The sequence below is a fragment of the Trinickia caryophylli genome (assembly GCF_034424545.1).
GTDB lineage: Bacteria > Pseudomonadota > Gammaproteobacteria > Burkholderiales > Burkholderiaceae > Trinickia > Trinickia caryophylli.
Genome location: NZ_CP139970.1, coordinates 4,184,967 through 4,210,989, shown reverse-complemented (window position 1 = coordinate 4,210,989; position 26,023 = coordinate 4,184,967). Strand labels below are relative to the sequence as shown.

Genomic DNA, 26,023 nt, shown 5'->3' with positions numbered 1-26,023 from the left:
ATGCAGTTATCTTCCCTGGCCAGTCCCCGCCGCGTAAGCGTTGCACCGATGATGGACTGGACCGACCGTCACTGCCGCTATTTTCATCGTCTGATTTCACGCCATACCTGGCTCTATACCGAAATGGTGACGACGGGGGCGCTGCTGTTCGGCGACGTGGCCCGTCATCTTGCGTTTGAGCCGCAGGAAGCGCCCGTCGCGCTGCAGTTGGGCGGCAGCGAGCCCGACGACCTCGCGCGCGCAGCCCGGCTCGGCGAGCAATGGGGCTACGACGAGATCAACCTCAATTGCGGCTGCCCGTCCGAGCGCGTGCAGCGTGGCGCGTTCGGCGCATGCCTCATGAACGAACCGCAACTCGTGGCCGACTGCGTGAAAGCGATGCGCGATGCCGTGAGCGTTCCCGTGACGGTCAAGCATCGGATCGGCGTGGATACCGTCGAGGACTACGCTTTCGTGCGCGATTTCGTTGGCACGGTCGCCGCGGCCGGCTGCGAAGTCTTCATCGTCCATGCGCGCAACGCGATCCTGAAAGGTCTGTCGCCGAAGGAAAATCGCGAAATCCCGCCGCTCAAATACGATTACGCGTACCGGCTCAAGCAGGATTTCCCTCGGCTCGAAATCATCATCAATGGCGGCATCAAGACGCTGGACGAGGTGCAAACGCACCTCGCACATGTCGACGGCGTGATGCTCGGCCGCGAGGCGTATCACAACCCGTTCGTGCTGGCGGATGTCGACGCACGCTTTTATGGGCGCAGCGAGCCCGCGGCAAGCCGGGAGCAAATCGAAGCGCGGCTCATCGACTATTGCGCGCGCGAACTCGCGCGCGGCACCTATCTCGGCGCGATCACGCGCCACGCGCTGGGCCTGTATCGCGGCGTGCCGGGTTCGCGCGGGTGGCGGCGCGTGCTGTCGGACAGCAAGCGACTCGCGGCTGCGGATCTTGCCGTGTTCGACGAGGCCCGTGCCCATTTGCGCGACGAAGCCGAATTTATTGCATGAGGGGCTAGGCAAGCCGCAATCGTGTTTGTATAATCTCGCTTCTTCGTCGGCGAGCCGGTTCTCGGCAAGCCAGACAGCAAGTTCCAGTGGTGGCTGTAGCTCAGTTGGTAGAGTCCAGGATTGTGATTCCTGTCGTCGTGGGTTCGAGTCCCATCAGCCACCCCAACATCGCCTTTTATCCCCCTCCCGCTTTATCGTCCGCCGCCATACAGGCAGCTTGCGCTTTTTACGCTAGCGCAGCGACCGCTTCAGGCTACCCCGAGAGGAACGTCTTTTGCACGCGTTGCCGGGCTGGCTCGCTGATAGCAACGGCACCCGCCGGTGGTAGCATGCACCCGACGGACCGGCGTGGCGCGACTCGCCGTCCCGTATCGATTCAATGGAAGGCATTATGAGCAAGCAAAAGGCAAACCCCAGACTCGAGCACGCGTTGACGCGCGGCGATCTCGCAATCCGCCAGGCGAACTCGGCACGTGCCACCGCCGTCTTGCGCGCACTAGCGAAAATGGTGGAAGAAGCCAGTGCCACGATTGGCGTCGAGGCATTTACGTCGATTCCGGACGGCGACCGCGTGTACGACCCGGCCAACGGCCTGTGGCCGCAACAGCTGCTCGTCTCGCTCGATGGCCCCGTCGAGGCCGCCGATCCCGACGAACTGCGCAAGGTATGGCTGCTCGCGGAAACCCCCGAGGTCGTCTTTCGCGTCGAATGGCAGCGCGCCGACGGCAAGGTCGGCCGGCACGAAGCACGGCCGCTCGCCACCGTCGCGTTCATCACCGACGTCGAAATCCCTTGGGGGGACGACGAGCAATAAGCCCGCGCCGGCGCGCCCCTGCCCCAGGGCTGCGCTCACGCACCGAGCTTGCCGTCGACAACGGCACGCGCCGCATCGAGCGCAGCGCGTGCCGCCAGCCGCTCGGTCGGCCACGTCTCTTCGACGTGAACGAGCCGCCAGTCCTCGACGACCATGCCGTCCTTCAGCACGCGGAAATGCGACTTCACGCCCGTCATCACCTGCTCGATGGCGATTTCGAGGTCATACCCGCGATAGGCTTCCTCGTAGTCACCCATGTCGACGCCTTTCGGTTTCATCGCCGCTCTCCTTCGATGATGCCGCCAGTGACGGGCGCGCCCGCGCTAGTCGCAGTCCCCGGACAGATACTTGCGACCATCGCACGTGATTTCGATCGCGCCGTCGGTATTCTCGCCGGCCAGCCCCGCGCCCAGCAGTTCGGCCGCCACGGCCATGGAGACGAGCGGGGGCTGCTGGCCGATACCCACTTCGTTCAGGCGCCGGAGCGCCTCGATTGCCTCCGGACTCAAGGATTTGGACATGGCCGGCTCCCTTGGATGGAATCGTCAATCCATCCTAGCACTTCCGCCGGGTAACGCCGCGACGTCTTCGCGCGCACCTATAATGTCGCACGTTCGAGCCCAAGGCCCGCGCCGCCGGCCTTATCGCCCGTGACGCGGCCGCGCAAAGCACTCCATGCAAAAAGTCATCCTGCCCTTCGTTTCAGGCTTTCTCGCGGCACTCTTTTTCCGCGAAGCGACGTTAGCGCTGCTGCACACGGCCGGCCTCATCGGCACGGGCGGTTTCTCGACGATTCCTTTCGCGCCGCTCGAGGTTCCCGAGTTCGTCGCCAACGCGATCTGGAGCGCCCTATGGGCCGTCCTGATGGCGTGGTTGCTGCGTATCTCGCCCGAACGCGCCGCACCGTGGGTACAAGCCTTCGTGTTCGGCGGCATCGTGCTGACGGCTGCCCGCGTGTTTCTCGTCGATCCGCTGCGCGGTATCTGGCCGAGCGGCAATATGCTGCCGCGTCTTGCCGTCGGTTTTGCCGCGAATGCCGTCTGGGGCTGGGGCGCACTCGTGTTCATGCGCGCGTTCATGGCGCCGGTCGAAGACGACGCGGCCTGAGCGCCCCCCCCCGCAAGCCCGCTCCGGTCGGGCGGGACATCAGCCCCGCAGGTGGCGAAGCGGATGCGCGTCGGGAGCCCAGGGGCTCACGAACATGCGCTCGATATCGGCGCGGCTGACGTCCTCGATGCGTGCGAAGCGCCAATGCGGGTGGTTGTCCTTGTCGATGATGCGCGCGCGCACGCCTTCGAGCACGTCTCCATGCTCGAACATCGAGCGCGTGAGATCGAGGTCGCGCCGCAAACAGTCGGCCATTGTCCCCTCGCCGCGCGCGACCACTTCCAGCGACACGGCCATCGAGAGCGGCGAGCGATCGCGCAGCACGCCGATCGTCTCCTCGGCCCAGTCACGCGCCCCCTCCTCCTGCTGAGTTTCGAGCGACGCCATGATGCCCGACACGTCCGACTGGCCGAAATGCCGGTCGATCCAGGCGCGCGTGGCGGCAAGCGATGTTTCCGCCGCCTCGTCGTCGTCCGGCACACAGGGCGCCCCCTGCGCCGCGCGCCTCACGCATTCGACGACATCGCCGGACGCGCCAAAACGCTCGCTGCGCAATGCATCGAGCAACGCGGGCAAGGCCGAGGCGCGGATGCAGATATCGGCGAGCCCCGCGTAGAGCGCATCGGCCGCATCGATCGTCTCGCCCGTTACCGCCAGATAGCGGCCGATCGCGCCAGGCGCGCGGGCCAGGAACCAACTCGAGCCGACGTCCGGGAAAAGGCCGATACGCGTCTCGGGCATGGCCATTTGCGTCGACGTCGTCACCACGCGCAAGCCGCCGGTACGATGTGCAGCCAGGGAAATTCCCATACCCCCGCCCATCACGATCCCGCTCATCAACGCGATATAGGGCTTCGGGTAGGTGAATATGGCGTGATCGAGTGTGTACTCCTCGACGAAGAAACGCTCGCGCGCCGCAACGTCGCCGCGCTGGGATGCCTCATAGAAGTACCGCACGTCACCACCGGCACAAAAAGCTCGTTCGTGCGCGCTGTACACCACGACGGCAAGGACGTCGTCATCGTCGCGCCATTCGTCGAGCCGCGCGTGCATTGCACGAATCATCGGAACCGAAAGCGCGTTGAGCGCCTTCGGGCGATTCAGTTCGATAAAACCGACTCGATTCTCGACGTGGCAGCGCACTTCGTCGATAGCAAGGACGGAAACCGGTTCTGACGGAGACATGAGCAGTCGTCGAAAGCTGAGATATAAGAACGGTAGCACGCGCGCGCCGCGCCCGGGAGTCGGTGTTCCCTGCAGATGCGGTGCCCCCCCGGCACGTCACGCGCGTGACGCAGCCGCGGCCTTCAGACTCTCGTCAGCGCCAGCTTCGTGTAGTCCTCGCCGAGTTCGGCGCACAACGCCTCCACCACGAGTTCGTGATCGGCGCGCTGCGGCAAGCCCGACACGGTAACGCAGCCGATCACGCCGGCTCCGGCCAATGCGATCGGAAACGCCCCGCCGTGCGCGGCATATTCCGCCACGGGCAGGCCGTGCTTGTCGGCGAGCGTCGTACCCGCGCGCTGCATGCGCAGCCCGATCGCGTAAGAGCTGCGTCGAAAATGCTCGACCACACTGCGCTTGCGCCTCACCCACGCCGCGTTGTCGGGGGTGGCGCCCTCCAACGAACTGAAGAAAAGCGTCTGGCCGAATGTCGAGACGTCTATGGCGAGCGCAAGCGAACGCGCCGTAGCCACCTCGTGCAGATAGGCGCCGAGCTGCCACGCCCGGGCCGCATCGAAGCGGGGAAACACGAGCGCCTGCTCCTGAGCGGCAATCGCGTGCAGATCGTGATCGATGTCCATGACGTATAAGAGAACGGTTGCCCAACGGAAGGATTGCGAGCGCGCCGGCAGCGGGCTCTGCGGCCCCCGATTCTAGCGCAGCGCGGCTGCGCGCTCGCCAGCCGGTCGCCGGCCGCGCCCTCGGAGCAGCAGCGCGCCGGGTACGCCGACGGCATGAGAGCATAAGCACTCGTGCATGGTGCTTGCATGAGGTTCAGCTTTCACTTATACTCTTGTTTTCGACGGACGCGGGGTGGAGCAGTCTGGCAGCTCGTCGGGCTCATAACCCGAAGGTCGTAGGTTCAAATCCTACCCCCGCAACCAAAAACGCCGTCCGCACGAATTCCAAAAAGCCCGACCGAAGGTCGGGCTTTTTGTTTTTCGCGGTTATGTTCTGCTTTATGCACTTTCTGCTCATATTGCGGATTGAGCGCCGGCCCCCTACCGTTGTCGGCGCAACATGACCGGCTGCGCAAAAAAGAGAACGATTGCGCGAGAAGCCGACACTTCCGACGACCGCAGGAGACCACGCATGAGCAGTATCAGTAATTCGCCCGGCCAAGCCGGCACCCCCCCGTTCTTCTCCAAACAGGCCACCGTCGCTCGCCCGGGATTCTCGCGCTGGATGGTGCCGCCCGCCGCGCTCGCCGTGCACCTGTGTATTGGGCAGGCTTACGCATTCTCCGTTTTCAACGGCCCGCTCACGAAGGTCATCGGCATCACGGAATCGGCGCCCGGCGACTGGTCGCTCACCACGCTCGGATGGATCTTCTCGATCGCGATCGTGTTCCTCGGGTTGTCGGCCGCGTTCGCGGGCAAGTGGCTCGAACACGTCGGGCCGCGCCGCACGATGTTTACGGCTGCCTGCTGCTTCGGCGGCGGCTTCATCATTTCAGCGCTCGGCGTCTGGCTGCACCAGATCGCGCTGCTTTATCTCGGCTACGGCGTGATTGGCGGCATCGGCCTCGGGCTTGGCTACGTGTCGCCCGTCTCGACGCTGATCCGCTGGTTCCCCGATCGCCGCGGCATGGCCACGGGCATGGCCATCATGGGCTTCGGCGGCGGCGCGATGATCGCGGCACCGCTGTCGGTCGCGCTCATGAACCACTTCAAGAGTGCCTCGAGCGTCGGCGTGGCCGAAACGTTCATCGTGCTCGGAATCGCCTACTTCGTCTCGATGTCGATCGGCGCGCTGGCAATCCGCGTGCCGCCGGCCGACTGGAAGCCCGCCGGCTGGACGCCTCCCACGACGTCCAACAAGATGATCACGCGCAACCACGTGCACATCGACCAGGCGCTCAAGACGCCGCAGTTCTATCTGATCTGGCTCGTGCTGTTCCTGAACGTGACGGCCGGCATCGGCATTCTCGGCCAGGCCTCGGTGATGATTCAGGAGAGCTTCAAGGACACCGTGACGCCGGCCGCGGCGGCAGGCTTCGTCGGGCTGCTCTCGCTCTTCAACATGGGCGGGCGCTTCGTATGGGCATCGGCGTCGGACTGGGTCGGCCGCAAGAACACCTACTTCATCTTCTTCGCGCTCGGCGCGGTGCTCTACTACCTCGTGCCCGGTTTCGCGTCCGCCGGTAACATCGCGCTCTTCGTGCTCGCCTACTGCGTGATCCTGTCGATGTACGGCGGCGGCTTTTCGACCGTGCCGGCTTATCTCGCCGACATGTTCGGCACGGCGTTCGTCGGCGGCATTCATGGCCGCCTGCTGACGGCATGGGCCGCGGCCGGCGTCGCGGGCCCCGTCCTCGTCAACTACGTTCGCGCCTACCAGGTCGCGCACGGCGTGGCCAAGGCCGATGCCTACACGATGACCGTGCACATCATGGTTGTGCTGCTCGTCGTCGGCTTCATCTGCAACCTGCTCGTCAAGCGCGTGAACGAAAAGCATCACATGAGCGAGACCGAACTCGCGAAAGAAATCTAAGGAGACCCCTCATGACCGATCACTCGACCGCCGTCCGGCCGACGCGCCCCATTCAACTCGTCGTGTTCTGGGCGTATGTGCTGATTCCGCTCGCATGGGGTGTCATCAACACGCTGCGTCAGGCGCTGAAGCTCTTCAGCTGAGCACGCTGCGTCGCTGCACCGAGAAGCCGGGCCGATGCCCGGCTTTTTTTCGTTGGGGCTCCCGTGCGATCTGCGCAATGCGGCATGCCATTGTGGCGGTGATACACTCGCATCACTCTTTCGCGCGCGCTCCCGTCGACGGCATTCGCGCTCCCGCGCCTACTCGAGTTCCCACGCAAAAGCCTATGAAATACTGCTCGGCCTGCGGCCACATCGTCAGTCTTCGCATTCCGCCCGGCGACAACCGCGAGCGCTTCGTTTGCGAGAGCTGCGGCACGGTGCATTATCAGAACCCGCGCAACGTCGTAGGCACCGTCCCCGTATGGGAGGAAAAAGTCTTGCTGTGCCGCCGCGCAATCGAACCGCGCTACGGCTACTGGACACTACCGGCGGGATTCATGGAAATCGGCGAGACGACAGCCGAAGCCGCCGCGCGCGAAACGCTCGAGGAAGCCGGGGCGCGCGTCGAGGTCCAGCACCTCTTTTCCCTGCTGAATGTGCCGCACGTGCACCAGGTCCACCTCTTTTATCTCGCGCGGCTGCTCGACATCGAGGTGGAGGCCGGCGAAGAGAGCCTCGAAGTCAGGCTCTTCGAAGAAAGCGAGATCCCCTGGGACGACATCGCGTTCCCAACGGTCTGCCAGACCTTGCGCTTCTTTTTTGCCGACCGGCTATCCGGTAGCTACGGCCTGCACACGGGCGACATCTTCCGCTCGCTGCGCGAAGGCTGACCACCCCGACGCACGAACCATGGTTCCCTGGCTCGGCCCCGACGATCCATTTCCGCCCGTCGAGCATGCGCTCGGCGTGACGAGCGGCGCGCCCGGGCTCCTCGCGGCAAGTTCGGATCTGTTGCCCTGGCGGATTGTCGACGCCTATCGGCGCGGCATCTTCCCCTGGTACTCGGACGGTCAGCCGGTGCTCTGGTGGAGCCCCGATCCGCGCATGGTTCTCTTTCCGGGCGAGTTCAAGGTTTCGCCCTCGCTCAGGAAGACCCTCAAGCGCGTGCTGCGCGATCCGCGCTGGGAGGTCCGCGTCGACGCGGACTTCGCCGGCGTGATGCGCGCCTGTGCTCAGGCGCCGCGCCGCGGACAGCGCGGCACCTGGATCACCGCCGAGATCATCGACGCTTATTCGTCGCTGCATCGCGCAGGCGAAGCCCATAGCGTGGAAACCTGGCTCGACGGCAAGCGCGTGGGCGGCCTCTACGGCGTGTCGCTCGGGCGGATGTTCTTCGGCGAATCGATGTACGCCGATGCCACCGACGCGTCGAAGATCGCCCTCGCCACACTGGTCGGACACCTGCGCCACCACGGGGTAGAAATGATAGACTGCCAGCAGAACACGTCGCATCTGGCGTCGCTCGGCGGCCGCGAGATTGCGCGCAAGGCCTTCGTCGCCCATGTGCGCGCAGCCGTTGCCGAAGCGCCCATTTCCTGGCGCTTCGACAAAACGGCTCTGCTCGATCTGCTGCCGGCCGCTCGCCAGGGCGAGCAAGCCCGCTGACCAGCATCGGAGCGGGTCTGTCATAACGAGGGACGATGCTTCGAGAGCCGCCAATGACTCACCCGAATGAGCTGCCGCTTTCACCGCTTTCCGCGCTGCAATTCTACGCAACGGCCCCTTACCCTTGCAGCTACCTCGAGGGGCGCGTCGCGCGCTCGCAGGTCGCCACGCCCAGTCACCTGATCAATTCGGACGTCTATACCGAACTCGTCAAGACGGGCTTTCGCCGCTCCGGCGTGTTTACCTATCGCCCTTATTGCGAAGCGTGCCGCGCTTGCGTGCCGGTGCGCGTGCCCGTGACGACGTTCGCGCCGAACCGCACTCAGCGCCGAGCCTGGAAACGGCATGGCGACCTCGTGGCCTCGGTTTCGCCGCTGCACTACGACGAGGAACACTACGCGCTTTATATGCGCTACCAGTCCGCGCGGCATGCCGGCGGCGGCATGGACCGCGACAGCCGCGATCAATACGAGCAGTTCCTGCTGCATAGCAGGATCAACTCGCGGCTCGTCGAATTCCGCGAGCCCGCAACGAGCGAAGGCAGCGACGGCACCGACGCGCAGCCCGGAACGCTGCGCATGGTCAGCATGATCGACATCCTCGGCGACGGTCTGTCATCCGTTTATACGTTCTTCGAACCCGACACGGAGCACACGAGCTACGGCACCTACAACATCCTCTGGCAGATCGAGCAGGCGCGCGGCCTGGGCTTGCCTTACGTCTATCTCGGCTATTGGATCCGCGAAAGCGCCAAGATGGCGTACAAGTCGAATTTCCGCCCGCTGGAAGGGCTCGTCGATGGCCGCTGGAGCACGCTCGATACGTCGGCCGATGCTGGGTCGCGCCCCGTCGAGGTCAGCTTCCGGCCCCTGCCGCGGTGACGGGGTGCCGCCGTGCTGCGGTGCGCCGGCAAGCCGTGCCGCGAAGCCGGTAAAATAGCGGCCTTTCATTCTCGCCGCCCATTTCTCCGTGCTCAGTTCTCTTTACCCGTTCGCCCGCGCCCAGCTCTTTCGCATGGATGCCGAGGACGCTCATCACCTCACGCTGCGGGCGCTCGGCGCCGCTGGCCGTACCGGCCTCGCGCGGCTCCTCGCGCCGCATGTGCCGGACTTGCCGCGCACGGTCATGGGCATTGCATTGCGCAACCCGGTCGGTCTGGCTGCCGGCCTGGACAAGGACGGTGCCTGCATCGACGGACTCGCGGCGCTCGGGTTCGGTTTCATCGAAGTCGGCACGGTCACGCCGCGAGCTCAGCCCGGTAATCCGCGCCCCCGGCTCTTCCGCCTGCCCGAGGCCGGTGCGCTCATCAACCGGATGGGATTCAACAACGGCGGGGTGGACCGGTTCGTCGCCAACGTGCAGGCGGCCCGCTACCGCGGCCCGCTGGGGTTGAACATCGGCAAGAACGCCGATACGCCGATCGAGCGCGCAGCCGACGATTACCTCTATTGCCTCGAGCGCGTCTATCCGTTCGCGAGCTATGTCACGATCAACATCTCCTCGCCAAACACGAAAAATCTGAGGCAGCTTCAAGGCGCCAGCGAGCTCGATTCGCTCATCGGCGCGCTGAAGGAAAAGCAGCAGCGCCTCGCCGACCTGCATGGCAAGCTCGTGCCGCTCGCACTGAAAATCGCGCCGGATCTCGACGACGAACAAATCAAGGCGATCGCCGACACATTGCTGCGCCATCGCGTGGAGGGTGTCATCGCCACCAATACGACGCTTTCGCGCGCCGCCGTGGCAGGGCTGCCGCATGCGGAAGAAACGGGCGGGCTTTCCGGCAAGCCCGTCTTCGAGCCATCGAATGCGGTCATCGCGAAGCTGCGCGCCGAACTCGGCAGGGACGTCGCCATCATCGGCGTAGGCGGCATCGCCTCGGGCGAGGATGCCGCGGCGAAAATCGCAGCCGGCGCGTCGGTCGTACAGATCTACACGGGCTTTATCTACCGCGGGCCGGCACTGGTCGGCGAATGCGTCGAAGCCATCGCACGCACCTCCCGCTAGTCATATAGAAATAAACAAACGATATTTATAGAACGATTGGTTTTTGGCTATCATGCATGACCACGTCAACGCCCACGGGGCTTAGGAGAAAAACTCGATGAAACTAGCGACGCTGAAAAAGATCCTGATGGCCGGCCTGATCGGGGCGACGTGTGCGGCGGCGACAGCCCACGCGGCGGACCTCCTCGACGAGGTGAAAGCGCGCGGCACGCTGCGCATCGGCCTCGAGGGGACGTTCCCGCCGTTCAACTCGAAGGACGCCAAGGGTGAACTTGTCGGCTTCGACGTCGACATCGCGAAAGCCGTCGCGGCCAAACTCGGCGTGAAGCCCCAGTTCGTCACCACGGAATGGAGCGGCATCATCGCCGGGCTGCAGGCAGACAAGTTCGACGTGATCGTCAACCAGGTCGGTGCGACGGACGCACGCAAGCAGGTGCTTGACTTCTCGCCGGGCTACACCTACTCGGCCGCCCAGCTCATTCAGCGCAAGGACGACACGCGCGCATTCAAATCGCTTGACGACCTGAAGGGCAAGAAGCTCGGCGTCGGCCTCGGTTCCAACTATGAGACGATGGCCAAGTCGGTTCCCGGCATCGACGTGAAGACGTACCCGGGCGCGCCCGAGTACCTGCGCGACCTCGCCGCCAAGCGGCTCGACGCGGCGCTCAACGACCGGCTGATGCTCGCTTACCTGCTCAAGACATCGAATCTGCAACTCAAGCCCGGCGCAATCCTCGACGCGAGCACGCCGCCGTCGGCCATTCCGTTCCGCAAGGGCAACCCGAAGTTCGCCAAGGCGATCGACGAAGCGGTGACGCAGCTCGAAGCGGACGGCACCTTCACGAAGATTTCGCAGAAATGGTTTGGCATCGACGTGACCAAGCCGATCGCGGTGAAGTAAGCGCGACGCACGCCTGATCCGAGGGCGGCATCGAACGATGCCGCCCTTTGTCATTACCGCTCCGCGGAGGCGGGGGCGTATAAGATGTGCGCTCGGCGCACGCGTTGCGCCCATCGAATCCGCACGCAGAACCGAATCGATTCAAGCTCATGCCCATCACCACCCTGCTCGTCCAGTCGATGCCGGTGCTCGCGCAAGGCGCGGTGCTGACCGTCAAATTCGCCATCCTGTCGATGATTTTCGGGCTGCTCGCGGCGGTCGTCCTCGCGCTGATGGGCATCAGCCACAAGAAGCCGCTGAACTGGATCGCGCGAGTCTATGTCAGCCTCATGCGCGGCACGCCGCTGCTCGTGCAGATATTCGTCGTTTATTACGGACTGCCAAGCATTGGCATTTCCCTCGATCCGACGCCGGCCGGCGTCATCGCGCTTTCGGCCAACGTGGCCGCCTACCTTTCCGAGAGCATGCGCGGCGCGATCAACGGCATTCATCGCGGCCAGTGGCTGGCGGCATACAGCCTCGGTCTCTCTCGCCGTCAGACGCTGCGCTACGTGATCGGGCCGCAGGCCTTGCGCATCGCCGTGCCGAGTCTCTCGAACAGCCTCATCAGCCTGATCAAGGACACCTCGCTCGTCTCGGTCATCACCGTCACCGAGCTTTTGCGCAGCGCACAGGAAATCATCGCATCGACCTACCAGCCATTGCCGCTTTACCTCGCGGCAGCGGCCGTGTACTGGGTGCTTTGCCAAGTGCTCGAATGGGTGCAGCACCGGTACGAGCGGCGCCTTGCGCTGCCGAGCCGCCACTGAATGCGCGCGGCGGCCGGCGCGTACCGCCCGGCCGCCCTTGCACGATCGTGCCGCCGTAACCGCCGTGCGCTCCGGACGCCAGCCCGCGCCGCGGTGTCGCGCGCGGGCGGCGCTCAGCGTCGCCCCGGAACCTCGACCGAAAACTCGCGGCTGACCTCGTCGGCCGCAAGCTCGATCAGCGCAAGCGCAGCCGCTTCGGCCTCCTGCGGATCGCGCCGCTCGACCGCCTCGACGAGCCTGCCATGCGTGCGCACAGAGATCTCCCAGGCACCGGGCTTTTCGCTCAGCACCGGCTTGGTGGCGGCGAGCGCGCCCCGGATAATGGCAGCCATCTGCTGGAAAAACTGATTACCGCTCGCATGGACGATGCGCGTATGCAACAGTTCTTCCGCCGCCGCGTAGCCGGGGTCATCGGGCGCGAGCATCTTGAATGCGTCGAACGCCTCGCGAATGCCCGCCACCTCGGAGACGCTCGCACGCGAGGCCGCCTGCGCCGCCGCGCGCGGTTCGATCAGCATCCGAAACTCGATGACGTCACGCATGAAAAGCGGATCCGGCTTGGCCCGGAAACGCCAGTTCACGACATCTTCGTCGATCATGCGCCAGTCGCGCATGGCGCGGATGCGCGTGCCCACTTTCGGCCGCACGTCGAGCATGTGCCGCGCAAGCAACATCGACAGCGCTTCGCGCATGACGGTGCGGCTCACGTCGAACTCCTTCGACAACACGTCCTGCGGCGGCAGAATCGCTCCGTATTTTTCTTCGACGATGCCCGACACGAGCCCGTCCATGACCTTGCTCACGAGCGAACGGTCCTTGCCCTGCTCCATAACACCCCCCGATGCGCCCATCGACGCCTCCGATGCCTGTGTTGCTTCCCACCCCTCGCATAGCGCTTTCGGGCACGCGATACGGTGCTGCGATCAAATTCGGCACGCTATTGGGAAACGCCTGAACAGGGTTATCCCTCTGACGATAGCGCGCCGAGTGTGCTTGGACGCGACTTCGCGCCGCGGCGGCCCCCCATATGGTGGATTCGGCCTGACGCACCACGCGTCTGGCCGTTCGACGACAAGCGCCGCTCTGGCCCAAGCGCGAACGCAGGTAAGACGAATCGTCATGGCAGCACGGTACTTCTCGGACAAGCCGCTTTCCGTTCGCCATCGCACCCACCTTCGCGGTACGGATAACGGCGAGGGAAAGCCCTCCAGCGAGGCTTGGCTCACGCGTCTCAACATTGAGTCATTCGCGACGCGCGCCGGTTCTTACAAGGTGGCGTGACGACCTCGGTCTTCTCGGACGGCGAAGATGGCGTCTCGAGCCTGGCGGCCAACGAAGGGCACCCGCGCGCCCGAACGGCGGTGCCCCGTCTCAAGGCGGTTCTCAGGCGATCGGACGAATAGAAGCGACGCAACACCGCATGCGGCCAATGCAACATAGCTGAATCAATTCTGCGGTTCGCACACGCGAGCCGGCGCGGCGGATCGAGCCGCGTGCCGCGCCCGCTCGGGATTTGCGTGACCCGCACGAAAGTCAATTCCGTCAATCGCTTAGGCGCAGCAGCCGAAGCGCCTTCTCAAGATATGGACACAAACCGCCCATTGTGCAGATTTGAAACAAAAAGCCCCGGACCGGTCTGGCTCGCGCGCCGCAGCAGACGGCTCCCCTCCCCAAGCCCCGTGCGCTCGGGGCTTGGCATGATCCTCGCTGAACCAGGCACGCAACGGAGCGCTGCCGCGCAGACGGCAGCTCGGCCCAGGGAGGGCCGGCCAAACGACGCCGGAACAGATGCATCGCAGGGAACGCAGGTGTTTCGCAGTCCTACGCAATGCGGTGAGAACCGGGAGAAGCAACAAGAGCCGCAAGAGCACGTGCGCCTTCAGCGCATGACGTGGCTTTAACAGAGGACCGATCATGTTGACACTGCAATCCGATCTGCACGGCAACCATCTTCTCGGCGCCCTGCCCCCGCACGAATGGCAAGCGCTCACGCCGCATCTTGAATTGGTCCATCTGCGCACCGAGCAACTGCTTTGCGACTGCGGCCACAAAATCCATCACGTCTATTTCCCGACGACCGCCATCATTTCGATTCTGTCGATGATGGAGGACGGCGGATCGGTGGAGCTCGCTGCCGTCGGGCGCGAGGGTATGACGGGCGTCCAGGTCCTGACCGGGGGAGAAACGATGCCGAGCCGCGTGCAAGTGCAATGCGCCGGCTTCGCCTACAGGATGAGCGCGCAGCAGTTGAAGCACGAAATCGCGCGCTCCGACCTCCTGCGCCGCCTGATGCTGCTCTATATGCAGGCTTTGCTGACGCAGGTTGCCCAGACCGCCGCGTGCAATCGCCATCATTCGCTGAGCAAGCAGTTGTGCCGGTGGCTGTTGATCGAGGTGGACCGCGCGGCGACGAACGAGTTGGCCGTCACGCAGCAGATGATCGCGGACATGCTCGGCGTGCGCCGCGAAGGGATCACGGAGGCCGCCGGCAAGTTGCATGCGCTCGGGCTGATCCACCATAGCCGAGGGCACATCAAGGTACTCGACCGCAAGGGCCTCGAATCGCGTGCCTGCGAGTGCTATGGCCTCGTCAAGCGCGAGTTCGACCGGCTTTTGCCGAGCTTACGTCAGACGGATACCGTGAGCTGAAAGCAACAGGCGCGGTCCGAGCGCCGGCGAGCCACCGTGCAGGAGGCTCACTGCGCGCTGAAATCGCTGCGCACACGGGCGCGCGCCTCGTAGACGGCGGCCAACATTGCGAGCCGGGCCCGCTCGCGTGCCGCTTCCGCCTCGGTCATCCCCCCGCAGGCCTGGCCGCCCACGACGATACCCAGGCCGAGCGCGTAGTTGCCCGCGAACGTCTCGGGGGATACTTCGTCCCCTTTCAGTCGCGCGTACGCTGTATCGAGGGCGTAGCGTAGTTCGCGTTGCATCGTTGCAATCCTTCTCTTGGCATGGTGGCCCGACCGATTTCGAGCGCGCCCCGGCGCCCTGTGCCGCATTCTTCGCGCCAGCACCGGCGCACCGGCCGCCGCTGTCCGTCAGGCGGCGCCGTTCCCCGTACTGTAGTCGATCCAACCCCGCTTTACTGTGCGGAAAAAATCATCCTACGCGCGGTAAGAGAGCGTCTGCACGCCGTCTTGCGCGCCGAGCAGGCACAGGTCCGCCCCCCGGCTCGCGAAAAGTCCCACCGTGACCACGCCGGGCCAGGCATTCACGGTAGCCTCGAGGGCTCGCGGATCGGCGATGCGCAGCCCCTTTACGTCGATGATTTCATTGCCATTGTCGGTAACATACGGCGTACCGTCCTGGCGCACGCGCAGCACGGGCACGCCGCCAAGCTCGGCAACGCGCCGTCCGATGGCCGTTCGCGCCATCGGCACGACTTCGATCGGCAGCGGGAATGAACCCAGCATTTCGACACACTTCGACGCATCGGCGATGCAAACAAAGACCTCGGATACCGACGCGACGATTTTTTCGCGCGTGAGCGCACCGCCACCGCCCTTGATCATGGCGCCGCTCGCATCGATTTCGTCTGCGCCGTCGACGTAGATCGGCAGCGACTCGATCTCGTTCAGATCGAACACGCGGATGCCATGCTGCGTGAGGCGGGCGGTCGTGGCAACCGAGCTGGAGACGGCGCCGCGGTAGCGCGATTTGTGCGCGGCGAGCGCATCGATGAAGCAATTCGCCGTCGATCCGGTGCCGACACCGATCACGGCGCCTTCGGGCGCATGCGCGTTGACATAATCGGCGGCGGCCTGGCCGACGAGGCGCTTCAGTTCGTCTTGAGTCATGGGAGGCAAATCGAGGCGAAAGGATCGATTTTACCGTCTGTCGCGCCGGATATCGGCGATTCAAAGCGGAAATCGACACCGTTCGTCGGCTCGGTGCCACGAACGAGCACCGCCCGCGCGGTTCTCGCGCGGGCGGTGGCGGCAGGTCCGGCTCGGGCGTCAGTGCGCCGTGCTGACCTGATAGACGGCGGGGTCGGCGTTGCCCTTCACTTCGAGTATGCCGGCCAGGCCGCGGCCGGCGCGCGACAGTGCGTGATCGACGAGCACGTAATTGCCGGGGTACTGCATCTTCATCTCGACGATCGCCGCGCCGCCCGGCGGCACGACCGTCGTCTGCACGTCATGCTTCCTGGCCGAGAGCGACGCTTCGTCGTAGACGGTGTCGAACACGCCGCCGATCACATGGAACGACGACATCTTGTTCGGGCCGCCCACGCCGAAGAAGATACGCACCGTTTCGCCGACATTCGCCACGAGCTTGTGCGTCTTCGTGAGCGAGCCGACCGCGCCGTTGAAAACGTAGTACTCGGGCTGCTCGGACGAAAGCTTCGCGAGATCGACCGTCTCGTGGCCATGGGTGCCGAACGCGTGCGAGGTGTACATCTCGCCTTGCATGACGTAATACTCGCGGTCGACCTTCGGCAGACCACCTTCAGGCTCGACGAGGATCATGCCGTACATGCCGGCGGAAATGTGCTCGGGCACGAGCGGCGTCGCGCAGTGGTAGACGAAAAGGCCCGGGTGCGCCACTTTGAACGTGATCGTCTTTTCCTGGCCGGGCGCCACCTGTGTGTTCTTGCCCCCGCCCATGCCGCCGATCACCGCGTGCAGGTCGATCGAATGGATCATCTTGCTCGTGCGCGAGTTCGCCAGCGTGAGCTCGACGGTATCGCCCACGCGCGCGCGCAGCATCGGGCCGGGTACCTTGCCATTGAAGGTCCAGTAGGTGAACGTCGTGCCGTCGTCGAGACGACCGGCGAGCTCGACCGTGTCGATGCGGTATTTCAGCGTTTGCGGCGCCCGATCGCCGATCGGTGCCGGCACCGTGGACGGATCCTGCACCACGTCGACAGCAGTCGGATCCGCCGGCTGCGTTGCCGCCGGCGGAGCGGCCTTATAGGCGATCTTCATCGTGTGGCCGTCTTCGCCGTGCTCGGCAGCGGGCGCGGCACCGCCGACATCGCTGTGCGCCGACGCCAGCGCCGTTCCGCTCACCTCCAGCTTGCCCTCCATGCCGGCCGGGCGATGCCCCGCAACCGTGCAGAAGTATGTGAACTCCCCTGCCCGCTTCGCGACGAAGCGCACCGTCGACGGGCCGCTTGCGCCACTGAATCGCTTGGACGCCACGTTCAGATCCGGAATCGCGATGTCATGCTCGGCTCCTTCGCCGCTCGCAAGCGAGATCTCGACGGTATCGCCCACGTTGGCCTTGAGTACCGGGTTCGGCTTGCCGCTCTCGTCGACGAAGGCCATCTTGCCGTCGACGATATTGGTCCGGAGCACGAAGTGTTTCACCTTGCCCTTGGCCGCTGCCGTCTGGACGGCGCCGGCCTGCCCCGCTGCGGCATCCGCGGCGAGGCTTGCGGTGGAAAACGTCGCCGTCATGAGGATGGCGGCGCAAACGGCGGTCAGGCGGAATCTAAACATGATGAGTTCCTGGTTGGTCTTTCACTCGACCGGCTCGATGGCGGATGCGGCCTACGCCTTCCGTTCCCCGCGCCGGCACTCTTGCAGTGGGTGCCGCGCCCCGCACGGCGGCTCACCGCATTGCACTTGGTCCAAGTGCCTTACTGCCTGACACGGGCGATAACCCGTGCCGATTTCCTTCAATCCGATTCACCCGGCGCACGGCCGATGTGTTTGCCCGCTCCATATAGTTAGCATTCCTAAATAGATCGAGCGGCTCGCCACCTCGAGCAATCGGATCTCCGCAGCGGCGTGCATTCACGGCGCATTTCTCCGCGAGCTTCGTGCTCATCGCGGAACGCGCGCCACTGCGTTTCCCTATGTGATAAATCCTACTGAGTTAGTCGGGGAAAGAATTTGAGATTCATCAAGATTAAATGGGGCGCGCCAACCCGTCGCATTTACCGCCACAAAAAAGAAAAACGGCACGATATCGTCATTTATTAACCATTTTGATGATATGGATACTTTATCGGTGGATCGTGCCGCCTGTGATTCGACGTTTATTCGGACGCCTCCACCGCCGCCCGGCGGGCAATCGCGCCTGCGACACTATTTCCAATTGCGCGAACCGGCCGTTCTTCGCGATTATCATGAATTCGGTGTACTTAGCTGCTCTGACGTAAAAAAGGCGATGACTTCATCATCGCCTTTTTTACTGCGTGCTCGAGCATTTACCCGAATCGGGTTACTCCCGCCGAGCGAGCACCGGTGCCGTGTCCCCGTTCCACCCGCCTCCGAGCGCCTTTACGAGCAATACCGCGCTTTGCAGCGTCTGCCCGCTGTAGTCGAGCCACGTTTTGCGATCTCCGATCTCGGTCAGTTGCGTATCGAGCACATCGATTCGGCTCGCCGTACCCGCATCGAACGCTTTGCGCTTGCTCACGGCGAGTTCGCCGCTGCGCCGTGCCACCTCCTGCGCGGCCAATGCCTGGGCCGCCCCGATCTCGACCGCGGAAAGATAATCCTCCACGTCCTGAAACGCGCTCAGCACCGTCTGCCGATAGGCAGCCACCTGTTGATCGTAGCTCGCCCGCGCCTGCCTCACGGACGCGCTCGTCGCGCCCGCATCGAACACCGTTTGCGCAACGCTGAGCCCGAGCGACCAGACACGGGTGGGCAGGGAAACGAGGTGGGCGAGCGACGCGCCGTCGTAGCCGCCGCTCGCCGACAGCGTCAACGAAGGAAAATAACCAGCCTTGGCCACACCGATCTTCGCGTTGTACTCGGCCATCGTTCGCTCCGCCTGCACCACGTCGGGCCGCCGTTCGAGCAGCTCGGAGGGCACGGTGCGCGGCAACGCCGGAAGTGCGAAAGAGAAATCTTTTCGTACCGGCAACGAAAACGTCGCCGGCGGCTCGCCGACGAGCACCGCAATCGCATGCTCGTACTGTCGCCGCGTGAGCTGAGCCGATGCGATGCTCTCGTCGATGGCGCGCAGCGTATTGTGCGCCGTGCGCACGTCGTCATACGACGACACGCCTTGCCGGTAGCTTGCCTCGGTCAACGCCAGCAGTTCGGCATCGACGGTGCGCTCCTCGCCGAGTATCGCGAGGTCGGCATCGGCCAGCCGCACGGTGAAGTAGTCGACGGCCAGCGACGCTGTCGTACTGAGCTGCTCCGCGGCGAGCTGCGCCGCGCTCGCCTGGGCCGTCGCATCGGCCGATTCGATCGAGCGCCGCACGCTGCCCCAGAGATCCGGTTCCCAGCTCGCATCGAGCGAGACCGAAACGCTCTTCGAAAGATATTGCCCGTTCGACGCCCCCGAGGTGGCGCTCGAACTGCTACTGCTCGCCGCTTTCGCGCCGGTGCCCGAGCGGGTGCCCGCCCCCGAAAGCGACACCGTGGGAAACAGGCTGGCGCGGCTCGACGCCACCGCGGCGCGCGCCGCGCGATAAGCGGCCTCGTACTCGGCGATCGTCTGGTTCGCTTTCAGCGCGCGCTCGCACAGTTCGGCAAGCGTCTCGTCGCCGAAGGCGGTCCACCAGCGCCCGTCGATCGCGGCTCGCGGCGCCGGCCGAGTCACCCGCCAAAGCGTGCCGGCTTCCTTGAAGTCCGTGGGCACGGCCACGTCGGGCCGCTTGTAATCCGGGCCGATGGCACAACCGGCAAGCAGCGACGCCACCATCGAGGCGGCCAGCGCCACCCGAGCGTGCTTGAACGATGAATGAAACGACATCAGGCAATTCCCTCGGTGCCGCGCTTCGCCCGCTTGAGGCGATCGAGCCAGAAATAAATGACAGGGGTGGTATAGAGGGTGATCATCTGGCTGACGAAGAGCCCGCCGATGATCGCGACCCCGAGCGGCTGGCGCAGCTCATGGCCATACCCGCTCCCGGCAACGAGCGGTACCGCGCCGAGCACGGCGGCGATCGTCGTCATCGTGATCGGGCGAAAGCGCGTCATGCAGGCGTTGAAAATCGAATCTTCCGCGCTCGCTCCGAACGCCTGCTCGTAGGAGACGGCGAAATCGACGAGCATGATTGCGTTTTTCTTCACGATGCCGATCAGCAGGACGATGCCGATCAGCGCGATGATCGACAACTCGAACCCGAAGGCATGAAGTGCGAGCAGTGCGCCGAGCCCCGCCGAGGGTAATGTGGAGATGATCGTGAGCGGATGGACGAGATTCTCGTAGAGGATGCCGAGCGCGATATAGACAGCCACGAGGGCCCCGAGCACGAGCATCAGCTCGCTACCGCCCGACTGCCCGAGTTGCCCGCTCGCGCCGGCGAACGACGGCACGATGGCGTTCGGCAGATTCATCGACTTGACCGCGCGATCGATCGCTTCGTTGGCATCGCTCATCGATACGCCCTCGTTCAAGTTGTAGGAAATCGTCACGGCTGGAAACTGGCCGTCATGTGCCACCGTCGTCTGCGTGCGCGCCGGCACCCTTCTGGCAAGGGCCGAAAGCGGCACGAGCGTCGTACCCGCAGAAGACGAAGATGAAGACGACGAAGATGCCGAAGCCGCCGTCGCCGGAACGTAAAGCGTGTCGAGCGTCTTCGGGTCCTGCCAATAGCGCGGTGCCACTTCCATGACGACGTAATACTGATTCGCAGGTCCATAGAGCGTGGCGATCTGTCGTTGGCTGAAGGCATCGTTGAGCGTGTCGTCGATAGACGACACCGCAACCTGCAATCGCGCCGCAGTATCGCGGTCGATATCGACCTTCGTCGACAAGCTCGCGCCCTGTACGTCGGTATTGACGTCGCGCAATTGCGGCAGGGAGCGAAACCTGGCGAGAATGCGCGGCACCCAGGTGTCGAGCACGGCCTGATCCTCAGCTTTGACGGTGTACTGAAACTGCGCCGCGCTTTGCCGCGCGCCGAACATCAGGTCTTGTGACGACTGCAGATAAAGATGCGCGCCGGGGATATCGGCGGTACGGCGATCGATATCCGCAATCACCTGTTCGGCGGTATGCGTGCGCTGCGAAAGCGGCTTGAGCGTCACGAAAATCATGCTGCTGCTGATCGCGTTGCGACCTCCGACGTAGCCCGACACCGCGGCGACATCCGGGTTCGCCAGCACGCGCCGATTGAATTCGTCGAACTTGGTCTTCATCGCCTGAAACGAGATCGTCTGGGCCGCCTGCAGTTGGCCCATGAGGCGCCCCGTATCCTGCGAGGGAAAGAACGTCTTCGGCATCAGGGCCGCCACGCCGGCGTTTGCAAAAACAAGGCCGATCGTCAACGTCAGCATCAGCCGCGGATGGCGAAGCCCCCAGCGCAGCGTGCGCCCGTAAGCGCGCTTGAGCGCCTCTTCCGCCCGATTCGCGTGCGCGGCGCCCGATGGTTCGCGCTTGAGCAACAGGCGGCACAGCGTGGGGGCGAGTGTGAGCGAAACGATCATCGACATCAGGATCGCCACGGCGAGCGAGATCGAGAATTCGCGAAAAAGACGCCCGACGATACCGCTCATGAAGATCAGCGGCGTAAATACGACGACGAGCGACACGCTGATCGTCAGCACCGTGAAACCGACTTCGCGCGCACCGTCGAGCGCGGCCTCGAGCGGCGACTTCCCTTCGTCGAGGTGACGCATGATGTTTTCGACGACAACAATGGCATCGTCGACGACGAAGCCCGTCGAGATCGTGAGCGCCATCAGCGTCAGGTTGTTGAGACTGAAGCCGAGGAAGTACATCACCGCGAACGTCCCGCCGAGCGCCAACGGCACCGTGATCGCGGGGACCAGCGTGCTGCGCCAGTCGCGGAAAAACACATACGAAACGATGGTGACGAGCACGACCGCGGCCAGCAGGGAAATTTCCACATCGGCGATCGAAGCGCGGATCGTCTGCGTGCCGTCCAGCACGACGCCGAGCCTCACGCCCGCCGGCAACGAGGCCTGCAAGGCCGGCAGGGTCTGGCGGATCGCGTCCACCATCTCGATGACGTTGCCGTTCGGCTCCTTCGACACGATCAGCAGTACGGCCTGCTTGCCGTTCGACAAGCCGTAGTTGCGCAGATCGGTGCTCGACTCCACGACGTGGCCAACGTCCGACACGCGGACGATCGTTCCCTCGTGCGCCCGCACGACAAGCGACGCATAGCCTGCCGCCGTCATCATCTGATCGTTCGCGCCGATGACGTAGTGCTGCCCACCGGCGCTCAATGCGCCCTTCGGCGCGTTCGCGTTGGCGTCCACGATCGCCGTGCGCACCGCCTCGAGGCTTACGCCGTAATGGCTCAGTTGGTCGGGGTTGAGCTCCATGCGTACCGCCGGCGACGCCCCGCCGCCGACCGTCACGTCGCCGACGCCCGGCGTTTGCAGCAGCTTTTGCTGCAGGACCGACGAGGCGTAGTCGTACATCCGCGGCACCGTCATCGTGTCCGAAGTGAGGCTCAGAATCATGACGGGCATCGCCGAGGGATTGAACTTCCGATATGTCGGCGTCTGCGTCATATCCGTCGGCAGCGCGCTGCGCGCCGCATTGATGGCCGCCTGCACGTCGCGCACGGCACCATCGATGTCACGGTCGAGATCGAACTGCAGCACGATCTGCGACGAGCCCTGCGAGCTTTGCGAAGTCACTTGCTCGAGTCCCGCGATCGAGCCGAACGCCCGCTCGAGCGGTGCCGTGACTGTCTTCGCAACCGTGTCCGCATCGGCACCGGCGAGCTGGGCGCTCACCATGATGACGGGGAAGTCGACCGACGGCAGGGCGGCTACCGGCAGCAGCCGGTAGGCGACGATGCCGAAAAGCGCGACGCCGATCGCAAAGAGCAGCGTGCCGATCGGCCGGCGAATGAAGGGAGCGCAGAGATTCATGCGGATTTCCGTTGCGCCTGCCTTACTCGCCAGCGGCGCGCTCGGCGCCCTCGCCGCGCCTGCGACGGCCTGCGAGGCGCGCCGCAAGACGATGCAGCCCCAGGTAGATGACGGGCGTCGAGAAAAGGGTCAGCAATTGGCTGACGGCAAGCCCGCCGATGATCGCGACGCCGAGCGGCTGACGCAGTTCGTGCCCCATGCCCGTGCCGAAGGCGAGCGGCAGCGCGCCGACGAGCGACGCGCAGGTCGTCATCAGAATCGGGCGCAAGCGCAATTCGCAGGCGCGCCGGATTGCGTCCCGAGCCGACAGCCCGCTCTCCCGCTCGGCCGCGAGGGCAAAGTCGACCATCATGATGGCGTTCTTCATCACGATGCCGACGAGCAGCACGATACCGATGAGCCCGATGATGTCGAGTTCGTCGCCGACGAGCAACAACCCACCGAGGGCCCCGAACGCGGCGGACGGCAGCGTGGAAAGAATCGTGAGCGGATGAACGAGGCTCTCGTAAAGCATGCCGAGCAGGATATAGACCGCAATCAGCGCACCGGCGAGCAACAGCGCTTCGTTCGCCATCGACGATCGGTAAAGCTCGGCCGCCCCTTCGAGCGATATCTGAACGCTGGCCGGGGCCCTCAGCGCCGCCTCGATTCTCTCCACACGCTCGACAGCCGTGCCCAACGTCACGCCAGCCGCCACGTTGAACGAGACGTCGGCATAAGGAAACTGACCTTGCCGTTGCACGGTGAGCGCACTGCTGCCGAGGCTCGCCGAAGCTATGCCCGAGAGCGGCGCCATGGCAGTACCGCCACTGCCCGAACTGCTCGACGCCGTGGACGTGGTGGAAGAGGTCGAACCGCTCGAACCGCTCGAACTGCTTGAGGTACTCGATATGCTCGATGTGCTGGACGTGGAGGAAGACGAACTCGATGCCCCCACGTACAGACCATCGAAGACGGCGAGCGGGTTGGTGCCGAGCAGCGCCGCATCGGCGCCGAGCGTCACGTGATACTGGTTCACGTGCGTATAGATGGTCGACACCTGACGATCGCCGAAGGCATCGTAAAGCAGGTTGTCCACGTCCGCGGCCGAAATGCCGAGCCGCGACGCCGTCGCGCGGTCGAAATCGATCCTCAGTACGTTGCCTTGCTGCCGTGCCTGGCTCTGAACGTCGGTGAAAAGCGGATCGGCACGCAATGCCGCCAGCAGCTTGCTCGTCCATTGCGCCAGTTCCGCGTCATCGGTCGCCTGCACGCCGATGCGATAGCTGTTCGCGTTGATCTGATCGTCGAGCGTCAAGTCCTGCACGGGATGCAAATAGAGCTTCATGCCGGCACGGCCGTCCGTCGCTTTGGCGAGCCGTGCGATCACGTCGCGGCTCGTATCGCCGCCATCCTTGAGCGTGATGAGCATGCGCGCGGTGTTCAGTGTGGCGTTGTTCCGATCGATGCCGACGAGCGACGACACGCTTTGCACCGCCGGATCGCGCGATAGCTGCTGCGCCAGGACCTGCTGCAACGACGCCATGCGCTCGAACGAAACCTTCGGGGATGCCTGCGCGATGCCCTCGATGAGGCCCGTATCCTGCTCCGGGAAAAATCCCTTCTGCATGAAGACGAAGAGTGCGATCGTCGAGGCGGCGGTCAACGCGACGCCGGCCGTGACAGCCGCCTGGTGCGAGAGCGCCCAATCGAGCGCGCGCATGTACCGTGCGCCGAGCCGGTCCATGAAGTCCGCCGACGGCCCGGGGTCGGACGATACCTGCGCCGGCACCTGTGCGCGCAGCATGCGCGAAGCCATCATCGGCGTGAGCGTGAGCGACACCCAGGCGGAAACGACGATCGCCACGGCCAGCGTGACGGCGAATTCGCGAAACAGCCGCCCGATGACGTCGGGCATGAAAAAGAGCGGGATCAAAACGGCCACGAGCGCCACCGAGATCGAAAGAATCGTGAAGCCGATCTCGCGCGCGCCCTTCAGGGCGGCATCGAGCGGCGTCTCGCCCGCTTCGATATGACGCATGACGTTCTCGAGCATGACGATAGCGTCGTCGACGACAAACCCCGTCGCCACCGTCAGCGCCATCAGAGTCAGGTTGTTGACCGAAAAACCGAGCACGTAGATGACTGCGAGCGTACCGACCAGCGCAAACGGCACGGTCACGGCCGGAATCAACGTCAGCGCGGCGCGCCGCAGAAAAACGAAAATGACCATGACGACGAGCGCCACCGCCGCCGCGAGTTCGAACTTCACTTCGCGCACCGACGCGCGGATCGTCCGCGTCCGGTCGCTGAGCACACCGATCTTGACCGTCGACGGCATCGTCGCGCGCAGTTGCGGCAGCAGCGCCTCGATGCGATCGACGACCTCGATGACGTTGGCTCCGGGCTGCCGCTGCACGTTGATGACGATAGCCGGTGCAGTCCCGCTCCACGCGGCCTGTCGGGGATTCTCGGCCGCCTCGGTGATCGAGGCCACGTCGGCCAGCCGCACGGGCGCCCCGTTCTTGTAGGCGAGCACGAGCTTCGCATACTCGTCCGCCGAGCCGAGCTGATCGTTCGCATCGATCGTGAACGCCTGCAGCGGCCCGTCGATCGAGCCTTTGGCCGTATTGACGTTCGCATCGCCGATGGCCGTGCGGACATCCTCTAGCGAAAGCCCCATGGCGTTGAGCGCGCGCGTGTTGGTCTGCACGCGCACGGCCGGCCGCGCGCCACCCGACAGCGTAACGAGGCCCACGCCGCCCACCTGCGAGAGCTTTTGTGCAATACGCGTATCGGCAAGATCCTCCACTCGCGTAAGCGGCAGCGTGTCGGAGGTCACCGCGAGCGTGAGAATCGCCGTATCGGCCGGGTTGACCTTGTTGTATACCGGCGGATAAGGCAGATTCGACGGCAACGTACTGTCGGCGCTGTTGATCGCCGCCTGCACCTCCTGCTCGGCCTCGTCGAGCGAAGTCGTCGTCTGAAACTGCAGCGTGATCAGCGACACGCCGAGGGCACTCGTCGAGTTCATTCGCTTGAGCCCCGCCATCTGCCCGAACTGCTTTTCCAGCGGTGCCGTCACCGACGAGCTCATAACGTCGGGCGCGGCGCCCGGATATTGCGTGTAGACCTGGATAGTCGGGTAGTCGACCTCCGGCAACGCCGAAACGGACATGAGCCGATACGCCATGAGCCCGACGACCAGCAGCGCAAAAGCCATGAGCCCCGTCGCGATGGGGCGGCGGATGAACGGACGCGAGATGTTCATGCGA

The 26,023-nt window shown here is 64.5% G+C and carries 23 protein-coding genes and 2 tRNA genes; 14 read left to right on the top strand and 11 right to left on the bottom strand.

What is annotated here, in order from left to right; all coding sequences use genetic code 11:
* The 3 genes from dusA (at window position 1) to U0034_RS18930 (ending at window position 1,816) form a co-directional block, all read left to right on the top strand.
* Entirely contained in the window at window positions 1-1,002 is a 1,002-nt protein-coding gene (gene dusA, locus U0034_RS18940; protein WP_085229258.1) for a tRNA dihydrouridine(20/20a) synthase DusA, read from the top strand.
* An 89-nt stretch (window positions 1,003-1,091) separates the two neighbouring features.
* Window positions 1,092-1,167 (top strand) — tRNA-His (locus U0034_RS18935).
* 226 nt (window positions 1,168-1,393) lie between these two features.
* Entirely contained in the window at window positions 1,394-1,816 is a 423-nt protein-coding gene (locus U0034_RS18930; RefSeq protein WP_085229257.1) for a hypothetical protein, read from the top strand.
* A gap of 35 nt (window positions 1,817-1,851) precedes the next feature.
* On the opposite strand, the gene U0034_RS18925 is transcribed toward U0034_RS18930, so the two are convergent.
* Together U0034_RS18925 and U0034_RS18920 are read right to left on the bottom strand one after the other, a co-directional pair.
* On the bottom strand, window positions 1,852-2,094 hold the full coding sequence (locus tag U0034_RS18925) for a DUF6566 family protein (protein ID WP_085229123.1): 243 nt from the start codon (window positions 2,092-2,094) through the stop codon (window positions 1,852-1,854).
* 45 nt (window positions 2,095-2,139) lie between these two features.
* The gene (locus tag U0034_RS18920; protein WP_085229122.1) at window positions 2,140-2,337 is read right to left on the bottom strand and encodes a hypothetical protein; all 198 of its coding nucleotides are present in this window, start codon (window positions 2,335-2,337) and stop codon (window positions 2,140-2,142) included.
* 154 nt (window positions 2,338-2,491) lie between these two features.
* Here U0034_RS18920 and U0034_RS18915 point away from each other — a divergent pair, with 154 nt between their 5' ends.
* Window positions 2,492-2,923: a hypothetical protein gene (locus U0034_RS18915; RefSeq protein ID WP_085229121.1), complete on the top strand. Its 432-nt coding sequence runs from the start codon at window positions 2,492-2,494 to the stop codon at window positions 2,921-2,923.
* 39 nt (window positions 2,924-2,962) lie between these two features.
* Here the strand turns inward: U0034_RS18915 and U0034_RS18910 are convergent, their stop codons facing one another.
* Complete coding sequence (locus U0034_RS18910; protein ID WP_085229120.1) at window positions 2,963-4,108, bottom strand: enoyl-CoA hydratase/isomerase family protein; 1,146 nt, start codon at window positions 4,106-4,108, stop codon at window positions 2,963-2,965.
* A gap of 122 nt (window positions 4,109-4,230) precedes the next feature.
* Entirely contained in the window at window positions 4,231-4,728 is a 498-nt protein-coding gene (locus U0034_RS18905; RefSeq protein ID WP_085229119.1) for a heme-degrading domain-containing protein, read from the bottom strand.
* Window positions 4,729-4,954: 226 nt separating this feature from the next.
* Between U0034_RS18905 and U0034_RS18900 the strand changes: the two genes are divergently transcribed.
* The 9 genes from U0034_RS18900 to U0034_RS18860 all read left to right on the top strand — a co-directional run bounded on the left by U0034_RS18900 (window position 4,955) and on the right by U0034_RS18860 (window position 12,003).
* A tRNA-Met gene (locus tag U0034_RS18900) sits at window positions 4,955-5,031 on the top strand.
* Window positions 5,032-5,239: 208 nt separating this feature from the next.
* Window positions 5,240-6,640 carry an L-lactate MFS transporter gene (locus U0034_RS18895; RefSeq protein ID WP_085229118.1) on the top strand — a complete coding sequence of 467 codons (1,401 nt, stop codon included), beginning with the start codon at window positions 5,240-5,242 and terminating at the stop codon, window positions 6,638-6,640.
* Window positions 6,641-6,651: 11 nt separating this feature from the next.
* Window positions 6,652-6,783: an MFS transporter small subunit gene (locus U0034_RS18890; protein WP_085229117.1), complete on the top strand. Its 132-nt coding sequence runs from the start codon at window positions 6,652-6,654 to the stop codon at window positions 6,781-6,783.
* Between the two features lie 185 nt (window positions 6,784-6,968).
* On the top strand, window positions 6,969-7,514 hold the full coding sequence (locus U0034_RS18885; protein ID WP_085229116.1) for an NUDIX hydrolase: 546 nt from the start codon (window positions 6,969-6,971) through the stop codon (window positions 7,512-7,514).
* A gap of 19 nt (window positions 7,515-7,533) precedes the next feature.
* Window positions 7,534-8,289 (top strand): leucyl/phenylalanyl-tRNA--protein transferase, encoded by a 756-nt coding sequence (gene aat, locus U0034_RS18880; RefSeq protein WP_085229115.1) that lies wholly within the window; start codon window positions 7,534-7,536, stop codon window positions 8,287-8,289.
* Window positions 8,290-8,342: 53 nt separating this feature from the next.
* Window positions 8,343-9,170 (top strand): arginyltransferase, encoded by an 828-nt coding sequence (locus U0034_RS18875; RefSeq protein WP_085229114.1) that lies wholly within the window; start codon window positions 8,343-8,345, stop codon window positions 9,168-9,170.
* Between the two features lie 88 nt (window positions 9,171-9,258).
* Window positions 9,259-10,293, top strand: coding sequence for a quinone-dependent dihydroorotate dehydrogenase (locus tag U0034_RS18870; RefSeq protein ID WP_085229113.1), 1,035 nt, complete (start codon window positions 9,259-9,261; stop codon window positions 10,291-10,293).
* 97 nt (window positions 10,294-10,390) lie between these two features.
* Window positions 10,391-11,194 (top strand): transporter substrate-binding domain-containing protein, encoded by an 804-nt coding sequence (locus U0034_RS18865; RefSeq protein WP_085229112.1) that lies wholly within the window; start codon window positions 10,391-10,393, stop codon window positions 11,192-11,194.
* Between the two features lie 149 nt (window positions 11,195-11,343).
* A complete protein-coding gene (locus tag U0034_RS18860; RefSeq protein ID WP_085229111.1) occupies window positions 11,344-12,003 on the top strand; it encodes an amino acid ABC transporter permease in 660 nt (219 codons plus the stop codon).
* Between the two features lie 113 nt (window positions 12,004-12,116).
* Here U0034_RS18860 and U0034_RS18855 read toward each other — a convergent pair whose 3' ends face one another.
* Window positions 12,117-12,833: a FadR/GntR family transcriptional regulator gene (locus tag U0034_RS18855; protein ID WP_085229110.1), complete on the bottom strand. Its 717-nt coding sequence runs from the start codon at window positions 12,831-12,833 to the stop codon at window positions 12,117-12,119.
* Window positions 12,834-13,917: 1,084 nt separating this feature from the next.
* Between U0034_RS18855 and U0034_RS18850 the strand changes: the two genes are divergently transcribed.
* Window positions 13,918-14,652 (top strand): Crp/Fnr family transcriptional regulator, encoded by a 735-nt coding sequence (locus U0034_RS18850; RefSeq protein ID WP_085229109.1) that lies wholly within the window; start codon window positions 13,918-13,920, stop codon window positions 14,650-14,652.
* Window positions 14,653-14,699: 47 nt separating this feature from the next.
* Here the strand turns inward: U0034_RS18850 and U0034_RS18845 are convergent, their stop codons facing one another.
* The 6 genes from U0034_RS18845 to U0034_RS18820 all read right to left on the bottom strand — a co-directional run bounded on the left by U0034_RS18845 (window position 14,700) and on the right by U0034_RS18820 (window position 26,019).
* The gene (locus tag U0034_RS18845; protein ID WP_085229108.1) at window positions 14,700-14,936 is read right to left on the bottom strand and encodes a hypothetical protein; all 237 of its coding nucleotides are present in this window, start codon (window positions 14,934-14,936) and stop codon (window positions 14,700-14,702) included.
* A gap of 174 nt (window positions 14,937-15,110) precedes the next feature.
* On the bottom strand, window positions 15,111-15,803 hold the full coding sequence (gene rpiA / locus U0034_RS18840) for a ribose-5-phosphate isomerase RpiA (protein ID WP_085229107.1): 693 nt from the start codon (window positions 15,801-15,803) through the stop codon (window positions 15,111-15,113).
* Window positions 15,804-15,962: 159 nt separating this feature from the next.
* Complete coding sequence (gene nirK, locus U0034_RS18835) at window positions 15,963-17,450, bottom strand: copper-containing nitrite reductase (protein WP_085229106.1); 1,488 nt, start codon at window positions 17,448-17,450, stop codon at window positions 15,963-15,965.
* A gap of 727 nt (window positions 17,451-18,177) precedes the next feature.
* Window positions 18,178-19,668, bottom strand: a complete 1,491-nt coding sequence (locus U0034_RS18830; protein WP_085229105.1) for an efflux transporter outer membrane subunit — start codon at window positions 19,666-19,668, stop codon at window positions 18,178-18,180.
* Window positions 19,668-22,769 (bottom strand): efflux RND transporter permease subunit, encoded by a 3,102-nt coding sequence (locus U0034_RS18825; protein ID WP_085229256.1) that lies wholly within the window; start codon window positions 22,767-22,769, stop codon window positions 19,668-19,670. The genes U0034_RS18830 and U0034_RS18825 overlap by 1 nt, the downstream gene beginning before the upstream one ends.
* Before the next feature lie 22 nt (window positions 22,770-22,791).
* Window positions 22,792-26,019, bottom strand: a complete 3,228-nt coding sequence (locus U0034_RS18820) for an efflux RND transporter permease subunit (protein WP_085229104.1) — start codon at window positions 26,017-26,019, stop codon at window positions 22,792-22,794.
* Window positions 26,020-26,023 lie beyond the last annotated feature (4 nt).

Coding starts and splice junctions, on each gene's coding strand:
- dusA (WP_085229258.1), top strand. CDS start 1: ATGCAGTTATCTTCCCTGGCCAGTCCCCGCCGCGTAAGCGTTGCACCG.
- U0034_RS18930 (WP_085229257.1), top strand. CDS start 1,394: ATGAGCAAGCAAAAGGCAAACCCCAGACTCGAGCACGCGTTGACGCGC.
- U0034_RS18925 (WP_085229123.1), bottom strand. CDS start 2,094: ATGAAACCGAAAGGCGTCGACATGGGTGACTACGAGGAAGCCTATCGC.
- U0034_RS18920 (WP_085229122.1), bottom strand. CDS start 2,337: ATGTCCAAATCCTTGAGTCCGGAGGCAATCGAGGCGCTCCGGCGCCTG.
- U0034_RS18915 (WP_085229121.1), top strand. CDS start 2,492: ATGCAAAAAGTCATCCTGCCCTTCGTTTCAGGCTTTCTCGCGGCACTC.
- U0034_RS18910 (WP_085229120.1), bottom strand. CDS start 4,108: ATGTCTCCGTCAGAACCGGTTTCCGTCCTTGCTATCGACGAAGTGCGC.
- U0034_RS18905 (WP_085229119.1), bottom strand. CDS start 4,728: ATGGACATCGATCACGATCTGCACGCGATTGCCGCTCAGGAGCAGGCG.
- U0034_RS18895 (WP_085229118.1), top strand. CDS start 5,240: ATGAGCAGTATCAGTAATTCGCCCGGCCAAGCCGGCACCCCCCCGTTC.
- U0034_RS18890 (WP_085229117.1), top strand. CDS start 6,652: ATGACCGATCACTCGACCGCCGTCCGGCCGACGCGCCCCATTCAACTC.
- U0034_RS18885 (WP_085229116.1), top strand. CDS start 6,969: ATGAAATACTGCTCGGCCTGCGGCCACATCGTCAGTCTTCGCATTCCG.
- aat (WP_085229115.1), top strand. CDS start 7,534: ATGGTTCCCTGGCTCGGCCCCGACGATCCATTTCCGCCCGTCGAGCAT.
- U0034_RS18875 (WP_085229114.1), top strand. CDS start 8,343: ATGACTCACCCGAATGAGCTGCCGCTTTCACCGCTTTCCGCGCTGCAA.
- U0034_RS18865 (WP_085229112.1), top strand. CDS start 10,391: ATGAAACTAGCGACGCTGAAAAAGATCCTGATGGCCGGCCTGATCGGG.
- U0034_RS18860 (WP_085229111.1), top strand. CDS start 11,344: ATGCCCATCACCACCCTGCTCGTCCAGTCGATGCCGGTGCTCGCGCAA.
- U0034_RS18855 (WP_085229110.1), bottom strand. CDS start 12,833: ATGGAGCAGGGCAAGGACCGTTCGCTCGTGAGCAAGGTCATGGACGGG.
- U0034_RS18850 (WP_085229109.1), top strand. CDS start 13,918: ATGTTGACACTGCAATCCGATCTGCACGGCAACCATCTTCTCGGCGCC.
- U0034_RS18845 (WP_085229108.1), bottom strand. CDS start 14,936: ATGCAACGCGAACTACGCTACGCCCTCGATACAGCGTACGCGCGACTG.
- rpiA (WP_085229107.1), bottom strand. CDS start 15,803: ATGACTCAAGACGAACTGAAGCGCCTCGTCGGCCAGGCCGCCGCCGAT.
- nirK (WP_085229106.1), bottom strand. CDS start 17,450: ATGTTTAGATTCCGCCTGACCGCCGTTTGCGCCGCCATCCTCATGACG.
- U0034_RS18830 (WP_085229105.1), bottom strand. CDS start 19,668: ATGTCGTTTCATTCATCGTTCAAGCACGCTCGGGTGGCGCTGGCCGCC.
- U0034_RS18825 (WP_085229256.1), bottom strand. CDS start 22,769: ATGAATCTCTGCGCTCCCTTCATTCGCCGGCCGATCGGCACGCTGCTC.
- U0034_RS18820 (WP_085229104.1), bottom strand. CDS start 26,019: ATGAACATCTCGCGTCCGTTCATCCGCCGCCCCATCGCGACGGGGCTC.